The organism is Ferdinandcohnia sp. Marseille-Q9671 (assembly GCF_976954385.1).
The window spans coordinates 1,964,195-1,983,707 of record NZ_CDRJTA010000001.1 but is presented as its reverse complement, the minus strand read 5'-3'; the positions used below and the strand labels follow the sequence as shown (position 1 = coordinate 1,983,707).

At 41.0% G+C, this 19,513-nt stretch carries 17 protein-coding genes; all 17 read left to right on the top strand.

Translation table 11 applies throughout. The annotated features are described in order from the left end of the window. Positions 1 to 3: 3 nt before the first annotated feature. The 17 genes from atpA (at position 4) to murA (ending at position 19,332) form a co-directional block, all read left to right on the top strand. Entirely contained in the window at positions 4 to 1,515 is a 1,512-nt protein-coding gene (gene atpA / locus ACWNMY_RS09895; protein ID WP_449538058.1) for a F0F1 ATP synthase subunit alpha, read from the top strand. A 316-nt stretch (positions 1,516 to 1,831) separates the two neighbouring features. Then, the gene (locus ACWNMY_RS09890) at positions 1,832 to 2,689 is read left to right on the top strand and encodes a F0F1 ATP synthase subunit gamma (protein ID WP_449538057.1); all 858 of its coding nucleotides are present in this window, start codon (positions 1,832 to 1,834) and stop codon (positions 2,687 to 2,689) included. A gap of 110 nt (positions 2,690 to 2,799) precedes the next feature. Further along, positions 2,800 to 4,221 carry a F0F1 ATP synthase subunit beta gene (atpD, locus tag ACWNMY_RS09885; protein ID WP_449538056.1) on the top strand — a complete coding sequence of 474 codons (1,422 nt, stop codon included), beginning with the start codon at positions 2,800 to 2,802 and terminating at the stop codon, positions 4,219 to 4,221. Positions 4,222 to 4,246: 25 nt separating this feature from the next. Then, positions 4,247 to 4,651, top strand: a complete 405-nt coding sequence (locus tag ACWNMY_RS09880) for a F0F1 ATP synthase subunit epsilon (RefSeq protein WP_449538055.1) — start codon at positions 4,247 to 4,249, stop codon at positions 4,649 to 4,651. Between the two features lie 1,398 nt (positions 4,652 to 6,049). Then, entirely contained in the window at positions 6,050 to 6,427 is a 378-nt protein-coding gene (locus ACWNMY_RS09875) for an NADH-quinone oxidoreductase subunit A (protein WP_449538054.1), read from the top strand. Next, positions 6,418 to 6,930: a NuoB/complex I 20 kDa subunit family protein gene (locus tag ACWNMY_RS09870; protein WP_449538053.1), complete on the top strand. Its 513-nt coding sequence runs from the start codon at positions 6,418 to 6,420 to the stop codon at positions 6,928 to 6,930. Before ACWNMY_RS09875 ends, ACWNMY_RS09870 begins: the two co-directional genes overlap by 10 nt. Before the next feature lies 1 nt (position 6,931). Further along, complete coding sequence (locus ACWNMY_RS09865; RefSeq protein ID WP_449538052.1) at positions 6,932 to 8,209, top strand: NADH-quinone oxidoreductase subunit C; 1,278 nt, start codon at positions 6,932 to 6,934, stop codon at positions 8,207 to 8,209. Positions 8,210 to 8,212: 3 nt separating this feature from the next. Then, complete coding sequence (locus tag ACWNMY_RS09860; RefSeq protein ID WP_449538051.1) at positions 8,213 to 9,313, top strand: NADH-quinone oxidoreductase subunit D; 1,101 nt, start codon at positions 8,213 to 8,215, stop codon at positions 9,311 to 9,313. Next, positions 9,313 to 10,314: an NADH-quinone oxidoreductase subunit NuoH gene (nuoH, locus tag ACWNMY_RS09855; RefSeq protein WP_449538050.1), complete on the top strand. Its 1,002-nt coding sequence runs from the start codon at positions 9,313 to 9,315 to the stop codon at positions 10,312 to 10,314. The genes ACWNMY_RS09860 and nuoH overlap by 1 nt, the downstream gene beginning before the upstream one ends. 324 nt (positions 10,315 to 10,638) lie before the next feature. Beyond that, positions 10,639 to 11,058, top strand: coding sequence for an NADH-quinone oxidoreductase subunit NuoI (gene nuoI / locus ACWNMY_RS09850; RefSeq protein WP_449538049.1), 420 nt, complete (start codon positions 10,639 to 10,641; stop codon positions 11,056 to 11,058). Next, complete coding sequence (locus ACWNMY_RS09845) at positions 11,055 to 11,570, top strand: NADH-quinone oxidoreductase subunit J (protein ID WP_449538048.1); 516 nt, start codon at positions 11,055 to 11,057, stop codon at positions 11,568 to 11,570. The genes nuoI and ACWNMY_RS09845 overlap by 4 nt, the downstream gene beginning before the upstream one ends. Continuing rightward, a complete protein-coding gene (gene nuoK, locus ACWNMY_RS09840) occupies positions 11,567 to 11,881 on the top strand; it encodes an NADH-quinone oxidoreductase subunit NuoK (protein ID WP_449538047.1) in 315 nt (104 codons plus the stop codon). Before ACWNMY_RS09845 ends, nuoK begins: the two co-directional genes overlap by 4 nt. An 81-nt stretch (positions 11,882 to 11,962) precedes the next feature. Beyond that, a complete protein-coding gene (nuoL, locus tag ACWNMY_RS09835; RefSeq protein ID WP_449538046.1) occupies positions 11,963 to 13,831 on the top strand; it encodes an NADH-quinone oxidoreductase subunit L in 1,869 nt (622 codons plus the stop codon). Continuing rightward, positions 13,828 to 15,339, top strand: a complete 1,512-nt coding sequence (locus ACWNMY_RS09830) for an NADH-quinone oxidoreductase subunit M (RefSeq protein ID WP_449538045.1) — start codon at positions 13,828 to 13,830, stop codon at positions 15,337 to 15,339. The genes nuoL and ACWNMY_RS09830 overlap by 4 nt, the downstream gene beginning before the upstream one ends. A gap of 4 nt (positions 15,340 to 15,343) precedes the next feature. Continuing rightward, positions 15,344 to 16,852 (top strand): NADH-quinone oxidoreductase subunit NuoN, encoded by a 1,509-nt coding sequence (nuoN, locus tag ACWNMY_RS09825; protein WP_449538044.1) that lies wholly within the window; start codon positions 15,344 to 15,346, stop codon positions 16,850 to 16,852. Positions 16,853 to 17,039: 187 nt separating this feature from the next. Then, the gene (locus ACWNMY_RS09820; protein ID WP_449538043.1) at positions 17,040 to 17,273 is read left to right on the top strand and encodes a DUF1146 family protein; all 234 of its coding nucleotides are present in this window, start codon (positions 17,040 to 17,042) and stop codon (positions 17,271 to 17,273) included. Positions 17,274 to 18,030: 757 nt separating this feature from the next. Then, positions 18,031 to 19,332, top strand: coding sequence for a UDP-N-acetylglucosamine 1-carboxyvinyltransferase (murA, locus tag ACWNMY_RS09815; RefSeq protein WP_449538042.1), 1,302 nt, complete (start codon positions 18,031 to 18,033; stop codon positions 19,330 to 19,332). The last annotated feature ends 181 nt before the right edge of the window (positions 19,333 to 19,513 follow it).

Genomic DNA, 19,513 nt, shown 5'->3' with positions numbered 1-19,513 from the left:
TTCATGAGCATTAAAGCTGAAGAAATTAGTGCGCTGATAAAAAAGCAAATCGAAAACTATCAGTCTGAAATTAAAGTGAGCGAAGTTGGTACAGTAATCAGTGTTGGTGACGGTATCGCTCGTGCTCATGGCCTCGACAATGTCATGGCTGGAGAACTAGTTGAATTTTCAAATGGTGTCATGGGTATGGCACAAAACCTTGAAGAAAACAACGTTGGTATTATCATCCTAGGTCCTTTCACAGACATTCGTGAAGGTGACGAAGTACGTCGTACAGGACGTATCATGGAGGTTCCAGTTGGTGAAGCATTGATCGGCCGTGTTGTTAACTCTCTAGGACAACCAGTTGATGGTCTAGGTCCTATTGAAACTACTAAAACTCGTCCAATCGAAAGTCCAGCTCCTGGTATCATGGACCGTAAATCTGTTCATGAACCACTACAAACTGGTATCAAGGCGATTGACGCATTAATTCCAATTGGTCGTGGTCAACGTGAGTTAATCATCGGTGACCGTCAAACTGGTAAAACATCAGTTGCAATCGATACAATTCTTAACCAAAAGAACGAAAATATGATTTGTATCTATGTAGCGATCGGACAAAAGGAATCAACTGTTCGTGGTGTTGTTGAAACATTACGTAAAAATGGTGCATTAGATTACACAATCGTTGTAACTGCTTCTGCATCTCAACCAGCTCCATTATTATTCCTAGCTCCATATGCTGGTGTAACAATGGGTGAAGAGTTCATGTACAATGGTAAGCACGTTTTAGTTATCTATGATGACTTAACAAAACAAGCTTCTGCATACCGTGAACTTTCATTATTACTACGTCGTCCTCCAGGTCGTGAAGCATATCCAGGGGATGTATTCTACCTACACTCTCGTTTACTTGAGCGTGCTGCGAAGCTTTCTGATGAAAAAGGTGGCGGATCTATTACAGCTTTACCGTTTATTGAAACACAAGCTGGTGACGTATCTGCATACATTCCAACAAACGTTATTTCGATCACTGATGGACAAATTTTCTTACAATCTGACCTTTTCTTCTCAGGCGTACGTCCTGCTGTTAACGCAGGTTTATCCGTATCCCGAGTTGGTGGATCTGCGCAAATCAATGCGATGAAGAAGGTATCAGGTACATTACGTCTTGACCTTGCTTCTTACCGTGAGCTAGAAGCGTTCGCACAATTCGGTTCTGACCTTGATAAAGCTACACAAGCAAAGCTAAACCGTGGTGCTCGTACAGTTGAGGTATTAAAACAAGGTCTAAATAAGCCACTAGCAGTAGAAAAGCAAGTTGCGATTCTATATGCATTAACTCGTGGATTCTTAGATGATATTCCTGTAGAAGACATCGGTCGTTTTGAAGATGAATACCATGTTTGGTTAGAGCATAACCGTAAAGCAGAAGTACTTGATCATATCAAGTCTACTGGTAAACTTCCTGAAGACGAAGTATTTGCTTCTGCAATTAACGACTTCAAGAAAACATTTGCAGTTTCTGAATAAATAAAACGAAAAGCGGAAGCTCCCGTTAAGGGACGTACGGACTGAGGCCCACACGATGTGGGTCACACAGACGTTGCCACACGATGTGGCGATTCTAGTCTGTGTTCCTCTGGAGATGAAGGAAACACGAAGAGCAAAGCGATTCGATGTTGAGCTTATCGTACGGAGGGTGAGGGAAGTCTCGATAGTCGCTGGGAGCTGTAGCTAGACATAATTGAAGCGACGCGCAATGCGTGCGTCGCTTATCTGAAATAGGTTAGAAAGACTATGGTCCCCGAGTTTAGGATCTAATTCGAGGAAAAGGTGGTGAGAACCTTTGGCATCCTTACGTGATATAAAAACGAGAATCACTTCAACAAAGAAGACGAGTCAAATTACGAAAGCGATGGAGATGGTTTCAGCATCTAAATTTAGCCGTGCTGAAGCAAATGCAAAATCGTTCGTTCCTTATATGGAAAAAATTCAAGAGGTCGTTGCGAATATCGCAGTTGGAAGCTCAGATGCAAGTCATCCAATGCTAACCCAAAGACCAGTAAAAAAGACTGCTTATATCGTCATCACTTCCGACCGTGGATTAGCTGGTGCATATAACAGTAACGTTATTCGTGGTGCATACCAAGCAATGCAAAAACGTCATAAAAGCAATGATGAATTTACAGTAATTGCAATCGGACGTGTTGGCCGTGACTTCTTTGTGAAAAGAGGAATTTCTGTCACTTTAGATATAGCTGGTTTATCTGATCAGCCTTCTTTTGCAGAGATTAAGGATATTGCAAATAGTACGGTAAATATGTTTGCAGATGGTACGTATGATGAGCTATACATGTGGTATAACCACTTTGTTAGTGCGATTCAACACGAGGTAACTGAGAAGAAGCTATTACCGTTATCGGATTTAGCTGCAAACAAAAAACTAACTTCTTATGAATTTGAACCTTCACAAGAAGATATTTTAGAGGTGTTACTACCTCAATATGCTGAAAGTCTCATCTATGGAGCACTTTTAGACGGAAAAGCAAGTGAACATGCTGCTCGTATGACTGCCATGAAAAATGCGACAGATAATGCGAAGGAGCTCATCGACTCACTTACTCTACAATTCAACCGTGCTCGTCAAGCAGCAATTACGCAAGAAATTACGGAAATTGTTGGTGGAGCTGCGGCACTAGAATAGAACAGTAACAACACAGATAGATTGAAACCAAAGGCATTCAAAAAGCATAGAACAAACCAGATTTTACGTTCTTTTGAATGACCGCGAAAAGTAAGATAGGAGGGAAAACGATGACAAAAGGACGTATTACCCAAGTTATGGGTCCTGTTGTAGACGTACAGTTTGACAGCGGACATCTTCCTGAGATTTATAACGCCCTTACTATTAATCATAGTGCGCGTAATGAAAATGAAGTAGATATCAGCTTAACATTAGAAGTTGCGCTTCACCTTGGAGATGATACTGTACGTACAGTTGCGATGTCATCTACAGATGGTGTAGTTCGTGGATTAGAGGTTACTGACACTGGTAAACCGATTTCAGTACCAGTAGGTGATGTAACACTTGGTCGTGTATTTAACGTATTAGGTGAAAATATCGATCTTGATGCACCAGTTCCGGCTGAGGCACGTCGTGATTCAATTCATAGAGAAGCACCAACATTTGAACAACTTTCAACTGAGGTTGAAATTCTTGAAACTGGTATTAAGGTAGTAGACCTACTTGCTCCATATATTAAAGGTGGTAAAATCGGTCTATTCGGTGGTGCGGGAGTTGGTAAAACAGTTCTTATCCAGGAACTTATTAACAACATCGCACAAGAACACGGTGGTATCTCCGTATTCGCTGGTGTAGGTGAACGTACTCGTGAAGGTAATGACCTATACTACGAAATGAAAGACTCTGGAGTTATCTCTAAAACAGCCATGGTATTCGGACAAATGAACGAACCACCAGGTGCTCGTATGCGTGTAGCGTTAACTGGTCTTACAATGGCGGAGTATTTCCGTGATGAGCAAGGTCAAGACGTGTTATTCTTTATCGATAACATCTTCCGTTTCACACAAGCAGGTTCTGAGGTTTCCGCCCTATTAGGACGTATGCCTTCTGCCGTTGGTTACCAACCAACACTTGCAACTGAAATGGGTAGACTGCAAGAACGTATTACGTCTACAAACGTTGGATCTGTTACGTCAATCCAAGCGATTTACGTTCCTGCCGATGACTATACTGACCCGGCACCAGCAACAACGTTTGCTCACTTAGATGCAACAACTAACCTTGAGCGTAAGCTTTCTGAGATGGGTATTTACCCTGCGGTGGATCCATTGGCATCTACATCTCGTGCACTTTCTCCTGAAATTGTTGGAGAAGAGCATTACAATGTTGCGCGTCAAGTACAACAAACATTACAACGTTACCGTGAATTACAAGATATCATTGCAATCCTAGGTATGGATGAGTTAGGTGATGAGGATAAGTTAGTCGTACACCGTGCGCGTCGTGTCCAATTCTTCTTATCTCAAAACTTCCACGTTGCTGAGCAGTTCACTGGACAACCAGGTTCTTATGTACCAGTAAAAGAAACTGTTCGTGGATTCAAGGAAATCCTAGAAGGAAAATACGATTATCTTCCTGAAGATGCGTTCCGTCTAGTTGGTCGAATTGAAGAAGCAGTTGAAGCTGGAAAGCGCTTGGGTGTTGAAGCATAAATAACGGGACCTAGGAGGGTATAAAATGAAGACAGTAAAAGTCAATGTCGTGACTCCTGATGGCCCAGTTTATGAAGCTGATGTGGAAATGGTAAGTGCCAAAGCTCAGAGCGGTGAGCTCGGTATTTTACCAGGACATATTCCTATGGTTGCTCCTCTTCAAGTAGGGGCAGTTAGACTCAAGAAGGGAAGCAACACTGAACTTGTGGCTGTAAGTGGAGGCTTTCTCGAGGTTCGTCCTGATCAAGTAACAATTCTTGCACAAGCTGCAGAAACAGCTGAAAAGATTGATGTTCATCGTGCGAAAGAAGCAAAAGAACGCGCTGAACAACGCTTGCAGGCGAAACAAGACAATACCGATTTTAAACGAGCAGAGCTCGCTTTAAAACGTGCCATCAACCGATTAAACATTACACAAAACAAATATTAATTTGTTAGTAAGACCCCCAGAGGTTACGATCTCTGGGGGTTTTTGTGTTTGTGAGATGTAGTGATTGTGGTCAGTTTATTTGTAGTATGTTGTTGTATAAAAGGCTTCATTTATTGAAGTTGGTAAGTTCAAATTATTTCTGAGGAAATTACTATCGTTATAGTGTTTACTAGTAAATTAGCAGAAGTTAGTTATCTAAAAATTCAAACTTATAATGATATCACATAAAGGTTGGTCTTGGTGAGTAAGATTTAGTATGGACTTGTTTAGGGGTGTGAATCGTACCGTTGAGTTGGAAGAAGAGCGATGGTGAAGGTAGGAAAAGCGTGGAATCATACCGTCGGGTTGAAAGAAGAGCAATGATGAAGGTAAGAAAAGTGTGTAATCGTACCGTCGAGGTGAAAGAAGTGCGTTGCTGAAGGTAGGAATAGCGTGTAATCGTACCGTCGAGGTGAAAGAAGAGCGATGGTGAAGGTAAGAAAAGTGTGTAATCGTACCGTCGAGGTGAAAAAAGTGCGTTGCTGAAGGTAGGAAAAGCGTGTAATCTTACCTTCAAGATGAAAGAAATGGACAACTGAAGGTAAGAAAGCTGAGTAATTATTATGTTTGTTGGGGAATGTAACTTCGTTACATAGGTATAATGTGAGAATTTGTTATTTTTATTGAACGGTAGTCTAGGTATGGTAAGTACGCAAAACTGCCTAGGCAGTTTTGGCTAGAATGGGTGGTTGTTTCTTTTATATATATAGTGATGTATATGGTTGTTTAAGAAGGATGGGTAACTTCGTTACATAGGTATATTGTGAGAATTTGTTACTTTTAGTGAGATGGTAGTTCTAGGTGTGGGAAGTACGCCAAAACTGCCTTCGACAGTTTTGGCTAGAGGGGAGGGGCAAAATGTCACAACCGAGTCCGTATGTCTATAAGGTTAGGAAATTACCGTTTTGATGAAATGGGTTGATATATAGGATGTATATGGTTGTTTAAGAGGGATGGGTAACTTCGTTACATAGGTATACTGAGTATTTGTTATTTTTAGTGAGACGGTAGTTCTAAGTGTGGGGAGTACGCCAAAACTGTCTGCGACAGTTTAGGCTAGAGGGGAGGGGCAAAATGTCACAAACCAAGTCCGTTAAGTATATTAAGTTAGGAAATTACCTTTTTGATGAAACTAAAGTTTCATCATTTCAGCTGTGGCTGAAACAGCAAATGAATAAAAATAGGCTTGGAAAAGCGAGCTTTTCCTGCCTGTTTTTATTCATTTGTCTGAAAAGGTAATTTCCTAGAATATGTGTTGGGATTGGGTGTCACTTTGCTGGGAAAAGTGCTATAATGTATTCGGTTACATTTATAAATTTTGGTAATAAAATATTTTTGGGGGATATCGGAGGGGGCTGCATGGAGGATTTGTTGAATCAGTATTTGAATAGTTACTTGATTGTGTTTGTCTTCTTGCTGTTGGGTATTTTACTCCCGATTGTGGCTTTGTTTCTGGGGAAGTTGTTGAGGCCGCATGCGCCGAGTGAGGAGAAGGCTACTACGTATGAGAGTGGGATAGAGCCATTCCATGATTCACGTGTACAGTTTAATGTACGTTATTATATTTTTGCGTTATTGTTTGTTATTTTCGATGTGGAAACTGTATTTTTATATCCATGGGCTGTTGCCTACGAAAAGCTTGGTATTTTTGCGTTAGTTGAGATGTTGATATTCGTAGTTATGCTCGTTATCGGCTTAGTTTATGCATGGAAGAAGGGCGTGTTGAAATGGATTTAAAAATGGATGGTATTTCAGATTTAGAGATGGAAGAGTTAAAGAGAAGTGTATTTTTAACAACGCTGGAGCAGGTGAAGGGTTGGGCACGAAGTAATTCGTTGTGGCCACTTACATTTGGTCTGGCTTGTTGTGCAATTGAAATGATGGGTACAGGTTCTTCTCACTATGATTTGGATCGTTTTGGCTCCTTCTTCCGTACGTCTCCACGTCAGTCAGATTGTATGATTGTGTCTGGAACGGTGACGAAGAAAATGGCTCCTGTGTTAAAGCGATTGTATGATCAGATGCCAGAGCCTAAATGGGTAATTGCAATGGGGTCTTGTGCTACTGCGGGAGGACCATATGTAAAGTCGTATTCCGTTGTTAAAGGGGTAGACCAAATTGTGCCTGTGGATGTATACATACCAGGTTGTCCGCCGAATCCGGCTGCTTTAATCTATGGGATTAATAAACTAAAAGAAAAGATTCGCTATGAGGCTAAAACGGGGAAGAAGGTGATTTAGCGTGAGCGATGAAAAAAATCTGGAACAACAAAAGCGTGAGGCTGCAGAGCGTGCGAAAGAACTTGCGAAAAAGCGGCTAGCAGAAAAGCAGTCGGCTAAAGCCAAAAGTAAGGAAGAATCTAAGGAAGAGAATATAGATATTGCGAAAGCAAAAGCCGCAGCAGCAGCAAAGGCAAAGGCGGCAGCATTGGCAAAGCAAAAGACGAAAGAACAGGGCTTAGAGGAATCCGTATCTGATAAAAATTCTGAATCATCAGAAGAGGTTGACAAGGCGATTGCAAAGGCAAAGGCAGCGGCGGCAGCGAAAGCCAAGGCTGCAGCGTTAGCGAAGCAAAAGGCAGCAGAGTCGTCGGGAGAACCGGCGGCGGAAGATGACAAGGCAACCGCGAAGGCGAAAGCTGCAGCAGCAGCGAAAGCCAAGGCCGCAGCGCTAGCGAAGCAAAAGGCAGCAGGAGCATCAGGTGCTTCGAGTGATGATGATTTAGCTAAGGCCAAGGCCAAAGCGGTAGCGGCAGCAAAGGCAAAGGCTGCGGCGTTAGCAAAACAAAAAGCAGCTGAAAAAGCTGGTGATGGCACGGATGATGAGGCTGTAAAAGCGAAGGCTAAAGCAGCAGCAGTGGCGAAAGCAAAAGCGGCGGCGGCAGCGAAGGCGAAAGCGGCATCAGGTGCTGGTGGAACAGAAGACCTTGCAAAGGAAAAAGCAAAAGCAATTGCAGCAGCGAAAGCCAAGGCGGCCGCAGCAGCAAGAGCAAAAGGCGCTGCAGATGGTGGTGTAGAAGAGGCGGAAGAAGTCCAACCATCGCCTAATCAGAAGTACCTAGATAAATATGTGAAAGTCATTACAGAGCATCTAGGGGAAGATGTTCTAGAAGATTTGTATATTAACAAACTATCAAAAGATGTTCCTACCCTTGTTTCTAAACCAGATACATATTATAAGGTAGCGCAGTTCTTAAAATATAATGAGCAACTGGGGTTTGACTATCTGTCAGAGCTGCATGGGACAGACTTCGAGACTCATATGGAAGTATATGTCCACTTATTTTCCTATAAAAATAGACAATCAGTTGCTTTAAAAGTAAAGATTGATCGTGATAATCCAGTGACTGAATCGTTACAGCCTTTATGGGAAGGTGCTAACTGGCCAGAGCGTGAAGCGTATGATTTACTCGGAATACGATTTAACGGACATCCAAATCTAACTCGAATTCTACTACCAGATGACTGGGTGGGATATCCGCTTAGAAAAGACTATGAACCGTATGATGTGGAGGTGTAGCATATGATTCGTACCGAAGAAATGCTCCTCAATGTAGGGCCACAGCATCCAAGTACTCACGGGGTTTTCCGTCTCGTTGTTAAGATAGACGGCGAGATAATCACGGAAGCTACACCTGTAATTGGATATCTACACCGTGGTACTGAAAAGCTTGCAGAGGATTTGCAATACACACAAATCATCCCATATACAGACCGTATGGATTATTTATCCGCAATGACAAATAACTATGTACTTTGTCACGCAGTTGAAACGATGATGGATATTCAAGTGCCAGAGCGTGCGGAGTATTTACGCGTACTTGCCATGGAATTAGGGAGAATTGCAAGTCACCTTGTATGGTGGGGAACATATTTACTAGATATTGGTGCAACAACGCCTTTCCTATATGCATTTAGGGAAAGAGAAATGATTATCAATCTATTAAATGAGCTATCAGGTGCACGGTTAACCTTTAACTATATGCGTGTAGGTGGAGTAAAATGGGATGCTCCTGAGGGATGGATTGAAAAAGTAAAAGAGTTTGTTCCTTATATGAGATCACAGCTACCTGGATACCATGAACTTGTAACAGGAAATGAAATTTTCCGTGATCGTGTAATAGGGGTTGGAAAGTACACGAAGGAGGATGCACTAAATTACTCCTTGAGCGGTACGAATCTTCGTTGTACAGGTGTGAAATGGGATCTGCGAAAAGATGAGCCATATTCCATCTACGATCGCTTTGACTTTGAAGTTCCAACAAGAGATGGTGGAGATGCATGGGCTCGCTATCATTGTCGTATGGCAGAGATTGAGGAATCTCTTAAAATAGTAGAACAAGCTGTAGAACAATTTCCTTCAGAAGGGGAAATCTTAGCAAAGGTTCCAAAAATCATTAAAGCCCCAAAAGGTGAAGCATTTGTAAGAATAGAATCACCACGTGGAGAAATTGGTTGCTATATTGCAAGTGATGGAAAGAAGGAACCATATCGATTGAAATTTAGACGACCGTCATTCTACAATCTCCAAATCCTCCCAAAACTATTGAAGGGTGAAAATATGGCAAACCTGATTGCGATATTAGGTGCAATTGATATTGTACTTGGGGAGGTTGACGGATAATGATGGATAATTTGTTACATTCACCTCCTAGTTGGTTGAATTTCGGTATTTTCTTTTTGATGGCTACGGTACTGCTTTTAGTGATACTAGGTTTTGTAACCTATGGAATTCTTGCAGAGCGTAAGGTTATGGGTTTCATGCAAGCGCGTCAAGGTCCAAATCAGGTGGGAGGACGATGGGGGCTGTTACAAACTGTCGCTGACGTTTTAAAGCTTCTTATAAAAGAAGATGTTATCCCAAAGGTTGCGGATCGACCATTGTTTATCCTTGCGCCAGTGATTGCATTTGCCCCAGCCTTTATGGTTGTCGCGGCACTACCATTTACAGATAACTATAAATTTGCCGATATCGGTGTTGGGTTGCTTTATTACATTGCCGTTTCTGGAATTACAACTGTAGGAATTGTTGCAGGTGGTTGGGCTTCAAATAACAAATATGCCCTTATGGGAGGCATGCGTGCAGCTGCACAGATGATTTCCTATGAGATACCACTTGTGATGTCAGTAATCGGGGTTATTTTATTATCTGGAAGCTTAAATCTGTCTGAAATTGTGGAAGCGCAGGATAAGGTTTGGTTTATTTTTGCACAGCCGATTGCGTTTCTGGTGTTTTTCATAGCATCAGTAGCAGAGTTAAACCGTGTGCCGTTTGACTTACCTGAAGCCGAATCAGAAATTGTAGCAGGATTCCATGTCGAATACTCTGGATTTAGATGGGCATTCTTTATGCTTGCCGAATATGTGTATATGTTTGCGATGGCCGCATTAACAACGGTTCTTTTCTTAGGAGGCTGGAAACCTGTACTGTTCTTAGAGTTTATTCCAGGTGCAGTTTGGTTCTCCTTGAAATTTAGTCTGGTCATCTTCATATTAATTTGGTTCCGTTCTACATTCCCACGATTACGTGCGGACAGATTGATGGAATTCGGCTGGAAGGTACTACTGCCAATCGCATTAGCAAACATCTTCCTCTCCGCATTAATAAAAGAATTGTTTTATTAAAAAGGAAAGTTCGTTTTAAGTGTGTGTTTAAAAAGGAGGATGAAAAGGACCACGTCGACAAGAACGCCACGTCCTGTGGCATTGTCGACACTAACACATCCTGTGTGTCGAAAGGTCGAGGCGGCGCAGCTTTGAGTACCGGAGCGTATGCAGTTAATACGTGAGGAACGGAGAAGCAAGACAACGAGCTTCCACAGGATGTGGTGACTTCGACGTTCGACACAGGACGTGTCGGTACTTAGTCGAAGATCCTTTACAGATGTGTCATATTCACCGCACTTTTTAAACATCATCTTTTACTTCTAAACAAAGGGGTGACAAAATATGCTTGGCTTACTGAAAGGGATGAAATACACCCTTAATCAATTAACCTATAAAAAAGTAACATATGATTATCCGAATGAACCACTACCATTGCCTGATCGCTTTCGTGGTATCCAAAAATTTTATCCGGAAAAATGTATCGTATGTAATCAATGTGCCAACATTTGTCCAACCGATTGTATTCAGTTAACCGGGAAGAAACACCCTGATCCAACGAAAAAAGGAAAAATCATTGATACCTATGACATTAACTTTGAAATTTGTATTCTCTGTGATCTTTGTACAGAGGTTTGTCCGACAGAAGCAATTGTCATGACAAATAACTTCGAACTGGCGGAATACAGTCGTGATGAATTATTTAAAAACCTAGAATGGTTAGATGAAAACGATACAAACGTGCGAAAGGAGAATAAAGCGTGACTGGAGAATTTTTAGCATTTTTAGTCCTAGCACTTAGTGCGATTGGCGGCGGTGTGTTAATGCTGAACCTCCAAAAGGTCATACACATGGTAATCGCACTAGTTTTCACCTTTATCAGTATTGCAGGTTTGTACATTTTGCTTCATGCAGAGTTTGTTGCAGCTGTTCAAGTATTAATTTACTCAGGTGCCATCACAATCCTAATGCTGTTTGGGATTATGCTCACTAAGCATAATGATACCAATGAGCCAAAAATTAGCTTGGGTCGACACTTACTCGTCCTCTTTGGAATCCTTGCATTTGGTGTTGCTGTTTACATTGGCATATACGACTTGGACTTCGGCGGGCAAGCAACTGAGTTACATGTGGACAATACCGAAAAAATCGGAATTGAGCTTTATTCAAAATATGTGATTCCATTTGAATTAACGTCAGTTGTGTTACTAGTAGCGTTAATTGGTGCGATCATTTTAGCGAAAAAAGACACTGAAGAGGAGGCGAATAAGGAATGAGTTCAATTCCATTAGCAGCCTATCTCGTCCTTGCGTTAATTTTATTTTGTATTGGGTTATATGGAGCCTTCACAAAGCGAAACACGGTTATTGTCTTGATTTCCGTTGAATTGATGCTAAATGCAGTGAATATTAATTTCGTCGCCTTTAGTAAATATGGTGCGGTCCCTGGAATTACTGGGCAAATTTTCTCGATTTTTACGATAGCGATAGCAGCTGCTGAATTTGCAGTAGGCTTAGCCATTCTTATGGCGTTGTACCGAAACAAACGCACAGTTAACATTGATGAAATGAACAAGATGCAACATTAAGTACCGGTAAAAGCTGTGGAATGTTGAGTATCAAATTCCACTCGTCTTGAACCGAAAGTCAAAGAAGGGGATTGTGATACGATGATGGAAAATGCATGGATCATACCGCTTTTCCCGCTTATCTCTTTTTTGTTCCTTCTTATATTCGGGAAACGATTGAAAGAATCGAGTGCCTACCTCGGCATGGCGCTATCCTTTATTTCACTCGTCTACTCGGTGTTGGTTCTCGTCGCTCGACTAGGAAATCCAACATACAAATATGAGGGTACGTGGTTATCAATTGGGGATGTACATTTAACAGCGGGGTTCGAAGTCAATCAATTAAATGCACTTATGTTAGTGGTAGTATCACTTGTCAGTTTTTTAGTACATATGTATTCCAAAGGGTATATGCATGGTGATGAGCGCATTCCTGTGTTCTATGCATACCTTGGGTTATTTACCTTTGCGATGCTAGGCTTGGTGCTTTCGCCAAACCTTCTGCAAACGTATATTTTCTGGGAACTTGTTGGGGTAGGTTCGTTTCTCTTAATTGGCTTCTACTTCTATAAGGAAGAAGCCAAAGCAGCCGCAAAAAAGGCATTCATCATGACGCGTATCGGGGATGTTGGCTTATTAATTGGGATGATTCTATTATTCTGGCAAGTTGGTAGTTTTGAATATGATAAAATTTTTGAAGCAGTTGGAGCTGGTGAAATTTCGGCTACCATGATTACGTTAACAGCTATCCTAATCTTTGTAGGGGCTGTCGGAAAATCAGGTCAATTCCCACTTCATACGTGGTTACCGGATGCAATGGAAGGTCCGACACCCGTATCAGCTTTAATTCACGCAGCAACAATGGTTGCAGCAGGAGTTTACTTGGTTGCTACTACTTTTCCGCTATTCGCGGCAAGTAACGTTGCGATGATGACCGTTGCAATTATTGGTGGAGTAACAGCCATTTTTGCAGCATCAATCGGTTTAGCACAAACGGATATCAAGCGTGTGTTAGCCTATTCCACAGTTAGTCAGCTTGGTTATATGATGCTTGCATTAGGATCAGCTGGCTATGTAGCGGGAGTATTCCATTTAATGACACATGCTTTCTTTAAAGCCCTACTGTTCTTAGCAGCGGGTAGTGTTATTCATGCCGTTCATACGCAAAACATTGAGGAGATGGGCGGACTGTGGAAAAAGCTTCGTGTGACAGGTCCATTGTTTCTAATTGGAACTCTGGCAATTAGTGGGGTACCGTTCTTTTCTGGTTTCTTTAGTAAGGATGAGATCCTACTTGCGACATGGGCAAGTGGGAATTATGTCCTCTTCTGGTTAGCGGTACTTGCAGCATTCTTTACAGCGTTTTATATGTTCCGCTTGTTCTTCATGGTATTTACAGGTGAAGCAAGAGGAAAACAAAAAAATGTACATGAATCACCGTCGGTAATGACGTTCCCAATAATTGTCTTAGCGATATTAGCTGTTGTGGCTGGTTATGTGAACACTCCTTGGTTTGGGACGTATCTCGGTGATTGGTTAACAGAAGGTACGGACCTCTATGGCCATGGTCATATAGAAGGACCAGGTTGGATTATGGCAGTTGCAACATTTGTATCGTTGTTTGGAATTTTACTGGCATATGCGATGTATCAACGAAAAACAATTTCTAGAGACTTTTTCAGCTCGCGAGCACCTATTATGTATAGCATCGTCCGCAACAAATATTTTATTGATGAATTTTATAACATGACAGTTGTTTACGGAACAAGGGTATTTAGTACATTCCTCCGCTACATTGATGAATTTTTAGTAGGTGGAATTGTCAAAGGTGTTGCTGCAACTACACAGGGTATTGGAAAGCTTGGTTCTAAGCTTCAAAATGGTCAAGTACAAATGTACACATCTGTTGCCTTTGTAGGCTTAGCCATTTTACTACTCGTTGTGGCATTGACAGGGGGGTACTTAAGATGAACTCACTTATACTTTCACTTTTGGTATTCTTCCCGATTTTAGGTATAGCTGTTCTTGCATTCGTGCCAAAAACAGAGGAAAAAACTATCAAGCTTGTTGGAACCTTGGCTACCATTCCCTCACTTGTACTTGCCCTTTATGTGTATGGGTTTTATACAGGTGGTGGAGACCTAGAGAAATTTAAGGAATCAGTCTATTGGTTTGGCTTTTTACCAAAGGGCAATCCATGGGAGGTTTACTATGAGTTAGGTGTCAATGGCCTCTCGCTTGTACTCGTCCTGTTGACAACAGTCATTTCTACTTTAGCAGCTATTGCATCCATTCATATTAAAAAGGAATGGAAAGGCTATTTCATGCTATTCCTTTTACTTGAACTTGGAATGCTCGGTGTTTTTACAGCAGGAAATTTACTTTTATTCTTTATATTCTTTGAAATGACACTCATTTCAATGTTCTTCCTGATTGGAAAATGGGGTTATTTTGAGAAAGAAAAAGCTGCGTTTAGCTTCTTGATTTATAACGGTCTCGGCTCAGCGATCTTACTCATAGTCATCATGATTATTTTTGCAAAGGCAGGAACAGCAAATATAGCAGCATTAACCGCAATTTTTGCGAGTCCGACTGACAGTTTACCGATTCCCGGTGAGTTTTCAGAGGATTTACAGCTTGGATTGCTAATCGCTATTTTGATTGCCTTTGGAATCAAATTACCGATCTTTCCACTGCACACGTGGATGCTACGTGTACACGTACAAGCACCACCAGCAGTTGTAATGATTCACTCAGGAATTCTTCTGAAAATAGGAGCATTTGGTATCATTCGCTTTGGAATGGGATTCTTCCCAGATGAATTTGTGACTCTTGCACCAATTGTTGCTGTGCTTGGGGTTGTGAACCTTTTATATGGGGCATTTCTGGCTTTTGTTCAAAAAGACTTCAAAATGGTTCTTGCGTACTCAAGTATTTCACATATGGGGATTGTACTAATTGGACTTGGTGCAATGAACGAGGCTGGAGTTCAAGGTGCTGTATTCCAGGTTGTATCGCACGGCTTAATTTCAGCTCTATTGTTCTTCCTCATTGGGGTTATGTACGAACGTACAGGAACATCGTATATTGACAAGTTAGGTGGACTAGCAAAGGTGATGCCACTAACTGCTGGATTTTTACTGGCAGGAGCAATGGCTTCACTAGGTTTACCAGGTATGTCAGGCTTTGTAAGTGAGTTTATGGCCTTCCTCGGACTGTTTAAGGAAATGCCGGTTCTTGCTGCAGTTGGAGCAATTGGCATTATCATGACAGCTGTTTATTTACTACGTGCTGTATTACATGTAACGTTCGGGAAAGCCAACCATTTATATGAAGGTACATTTGATATACGTCCGATTGAAATGATTCCAGTCCTAGTTCTACTAGGTTTTATCGTATTAATCGGTGTTTATCCAAACGTGCTTACACAGCCATTACAAGTTGCACTTGAAACGATCATGTTAGGGTTAGGGGGGTAAGCCGATGGATATAGAAACATTACTTAGTTACGATTGGGGAGTTATGGCACCAGAATTTATCATCCTCGGTGTTGCAACCCTACTCTCATTACTTGATTTATTTTTAGGAAAAGACAAAGACCGTAAACCGCTTGGATGGATTGGAATTGTAGGTATCCTCGTTGCAATTGGGTTCACTGTCTCTTTAATAGGAACAGATGTTACATCTATTTTGCACGACACTTTTCGTCTTGATACTTTTTCCATCGCATTTAAACTGATTTTATTAGTTGGAACGGGTCTTGTTCTATTATTAGCTATGAATTATGAGCCAAAAGAAGGTATAGGGTATCGTGGTGAATTTTATTATTTGCTTTTAACGGCATTGCTAGGCACGATGATTATGACCTCGAGTGGAGACTTGATTACCTTGTTTGTGGGCTTGGAATTGCTGTCAATCTCTTCTTACATTTTGGCAGGGATTCGAAAACGAAATCAGCTTTCAAATGAGTCTGCCTTGAAATACGTAATAAATGGAACAGTGTCTACCGCTATCTTTTTATTCGGGGTAAGCTATGTATATGGACTTACAGGGACATCGAATTTAAAAGAAATTTTCGTTGCGAGCGGCAATATACAGGATTCACAGCATATCTACATCTTGGCCATTGCTCTATTTATGATTGTTGTTGGTCTATCCTTTAAAATTGCGGCTGCACCATTTCATATGTGGGCACCAGATGTGTATCAAGGTGCGCCAACACCAGTTACAGCATTTCTGAGTGTTGTATCGAAAACAGCGGGATTTGTGATCATCCTACGTATAGTTGTCATGATCTTTATTCAAGCACCATCTGGAAATGAAGATTCACCATTCTTATTGTTCCATCTGCAGGATTTATTAGCAATCATCGCAGGCGCAACAATGATTATTGGGAACACAATTGCATTAAGACAACGCAATATCAAGCGTTTAATGGCTTACTCAAGTATTGCTCACGCGGGATATGTGTTAGTGGCATTTGTTGCTTTCTCTTATTTTATGATGGATGCTATTTGGTTCTATTTAGTGGCGTATCTCTTTATGAGCCTTGGTTTCTTCGCCATCCTACAAGTGGTTTCACAAAAGTCGGATTCTGAGGATATCAGTATTTTTGCAGGATTGTATAAGCGCTCACCGTTACTCGCAGTAGCACTTGGCGTCTTTATCTTATCCTTAGCTGGTATTCCTGGTACAGCTGGATTTATTGGAAAACTGGAGATTTTCATTGGTGTTTTTGTAACAAGTCCAGCACATTACGTGCTTGCATCAATTATGATTGCGACTACAGTGGTTTCCTATTTTTATTACTTTGGAATCCTAACGCAAATGTTCTTTAGACCTGCTGCGGACGATCGTAAAATAAAACTGCCAACTGGAGTGTTAGTCGTTATTATTGTGGCGATAGTTGGTACAATTGGATTTGGAATCTTCCCAGGAGTTGCGTTTGAATTTATTCAGCAATTCGAGAATTTTGGAGATTTCATGGAGTAAGCAGCGAAACGAAAAACAACTGCTGACCTCTCAAACATAGGGGTGTAACGAAAAAGGAAGAGGTATGGGGATGCCTCTTCTTTTTTGTCGTTTTTTTATAGGGGACTTCTGTATGGTAAGGTGCTAAAATAGATTGGTGTGGTTTTTGTTAGTAAGAATGACTCAGGCTCAGTTAAGGAGTGGTTTCATGTTAGCGGGTTTCGGGTATCAAGCACTAATAAGTATTATATCGCATTTGATTTTTATTACGATTACATGGTGGGCGTTACAGAGTATACGATATGAACATTTAATAAAACCAAATCATGTGTTCCAGGCGCGTGTCCTTCTTATATTAGTTACGATCGCGATTGGATCAACTGTCAGTAGTTTCTTTCTAGATTATCTCCTTTGGTCACAACAATTACCAAGTATCTTATAAAATAGAATGTCCTGTCCTCTTCGTAAAAAACATGTGTGGAAATTTATGCCTTATGTAGTGATGGCGTGCTATCTCCACTACTTTCCACGTATGTGTATGGTGAATATCGCAAAAAATGTTAGTAAGGAGAGGGCAGAAAGGGTAAAAACATTTCTTAGTATATCTATGTTTGGTAAAAATACATTGGATTTTACTGGGTTATATTTTGACCAATTAGAAGGTAAAGGTCACTACTACTAAGAAGGAACTAGGAATTATAAAATTCTTATTGATGATATTCGGGTAAACGCACCAAAAGAGCATTTTCTTGAGTTTCATCATCCATATACTACGATATTCATGTCCAAAATAATAGAGACAAACCCTCATAAAGTAGATGTTCCTTTCGAATGTAATGTACTATGTGAGCTATGCCGAAATTTTATATAAGAAACGTACGAATATTTGTCGACAGAAATTGCGAAAATACCACAATTTTCACTTGTATCAACTATGCTTGAATGATATGATGAACTTTGGTTTTGTGTAGATTTGTCAGGTTTTTTAAATGAAAAGGTAAGAAGCATCCAACCTCAAATAGAGACATTTGCCCGGTTGTTTGCATATACTACATCAGTGCGAATCAAATTTTCACAAATAAGTAATGAATAAGTAGTGAATATGAAAGATTGGGTTCGATAAACATTCGCCAAGATGGAACACCAATTGTCATGTATGAATATGAATATATAGAAAATGGGACGCGGAGGGGAATACCTTGGAAAAAATCATCGTCCGCGGCGGTCGTAAGCTAAACGGCACAGTTAAAGTAGAAGGCGCAAAAAACGCCGTTTTGCCAGTTATCGCTGCATCCTTATTAGCAAGTAATGGAAAAAGTGTTATAAATGAAGTACCCACGCTCTCAGATGTGTATACGATTAATGAGGTATTGCGCTTTTTAAACGCAGAGGTTACATTTGCTAACAATCAAATCGTTGTCGATGCATCAAGAGAGCTAAAAACGGAAGCACCTTTTGAATATGTTCGAAAAATGCGCGCATCTGTCCTCGTTATGGGATCATTGCTTGCTCGCAACGGCCATGCAAGAGTTGCTCTTCCTGGTGGCTGTGCGATTGGATCAAGACCAATTGATCAGCATTTAAAAGGTTTCGAGGCAATGGGAGCAGTTGTAAAGGTTGGAAATGGATTTATTGATGCTGAAGTCGAAGGCAGACTTCGCGGTGCAAAGGTATATATGGATTTCCCAAGTGTAGGGGCTACTGAAAATATCATGATGGCTGCTACATTGGCAGATGGAATTACTACAATTGAGAACTGTGCGAAGGAACCAGAGATTGTTGATTTAGCTAACTTCCTTAATGCAATGGGAGCAAAGGTTAGAGGAGCAGGAACTGGAACTATTCGTATTGAAGGTGTAAAAGAATTACACGGTGCAACTCACAATATTATTCCTGATCGTATTGAAGCAGGCACGTTTATGGTGGCAGCTGCCATTACAGGCGGTAATGTACTTGTTCAAGGTGCGGTACCAGAACACCTAAGCTCACTTATTGCGAAAATGGAAGAAATGGGTGTTACCATTATTGAGGAACAGGATGGTCTTCGAGTAATCGGACCTGAAAAATTAAAGGCAGTTGATATTAAAACAATGCCTCATCCTGGTTTCCCAACAGACATGCAATCGCAAATGATGGCATTATTACTACGTGCAAAAGGCACAAGTATGATTACGGAAACTGTATTTGAAAATCGTTTCATGCACGTTGAAGAATTCCGTCGCATGAATGGTGATATCAAGATAGAAGGTCGTTCTGTTATTATCAATGGTGAATCACAGCTTCAAGGAGCTGAAGTCGCAGCAACTGATCTTCGTGCCGCAGCTGCACTTATCCTTTCTGGATTGGTTGCAGAAGGTTACACTCGTGTAACTGAATTAAAGCACTTAGACCGTGGTTATGTAGGCTTCCACCAAAAGCTTGCTGGATTGGGTGCGGATATTGAACGCATTGCCGAAGTCACTACTGAAAACATAGTAGAAGAGGTAAATGTAAACTTTTAAGTTTATTCAGTAGCACATTTGATTTAACCGCAAAAAAGCTAGGGACATTACCCATATAAGGTAATATCTCTAGCTTTTTTAATTTTATGCATTATGAATCCTTTTTTAGTATAAGTAGTATATTTGCGATGATGAGAAATAAAAATATCACGCCTGTCGCACGAGAGTCTGGGTTCTCTGT

Bases quoted from the DNA above. Each gene is read 5' to 3' on its own strand.
- ACWNMY_RS09860 (WP_449538051.1), top strand. From the start codon at position 8,213: ATGATTCGTACCGAAGAAATGCTCCTCAATGTAGGGCCACAGCATCCA.
- ACWNMY_RS09870 (WP_449538053.1), top strand. From the start codon at position 6,418: ATGGATTTAAAAATGGATGGTATTTCAGATTTAGAGATGGAAGAGTTA.
- ACWNMY_RS09875 (WP_449538054.1), top strand. From the start codon at position 6,050: ATGGAGGATTTGTTGAATCAGTATTTGAATAGTTACTTGATTGTGTTT.
- nuoK (WP_449538047.1), top strand. From the start codon at position 11,567: ATGAGTTCAATTCCATTAGCAGCCTATCTCGTCCTTGCGTTAATTTTA.
- ACWNMY_RS09880 (WP_449538055.1), top strand. From the start codon at position 4,247: ATGAAGACAGTAAAAGTCAATGTCGTGACTCCTGATGGCCCAGTTTAT.
- nuoI (WP_449538049.1), top strand. From the start codon at position 10,639: ATGCTTGGCTTACTGAAAGGGATGAAATACACCCTTAATCAATTAACC.
- ACWNMY_RS09830 (WP_449538045.1), top strand. From the start codon at position 13,828: ATGAACTCACTTATACTTTCACTTTTGGTATTCTTCCCGATTTTAGGT.
- ACWNMY_RS09820 (WP_449538043.1), top strand. From the start codon at position 17,040: ATGTTAGCGGGTTTCGGGTATCAAGCACTAATAAGTATTATATCGCAT.
- nuoN (WP_449538044.1), top strand. From the start codon at position 15,344: ATGGATATAGAAACATTACTTAGTTACGATTGGGGAGTTATGGCACCA.
- nuoL (WP_449538046.1), top strand. From the start codon at position 11,963: ATGATGGAAAATGCATGGATCATACCGCTTTTCCCGCTTATCTCTTTT.
- atpA (WP_449538058.1), top strand. From the start codon at position 4: ATGAGCATTAAAGCTGAAGAAATTAGTGCGCTGATAAAAAAGCAAATC.
- atpD (WP_449538056.1), top strand. From the start codon at position 2,800: ATGACAAAAGGACGTATTACCCAAGTTATGGGTCCTGTTGTAGACGTA.
- nuoH (WP_449538050.1), top strand. From the start codon at position 9,313: ATGATGGATAATTTGTTACATTCACCTCCTAGTTGGTTGAATTTCGGT.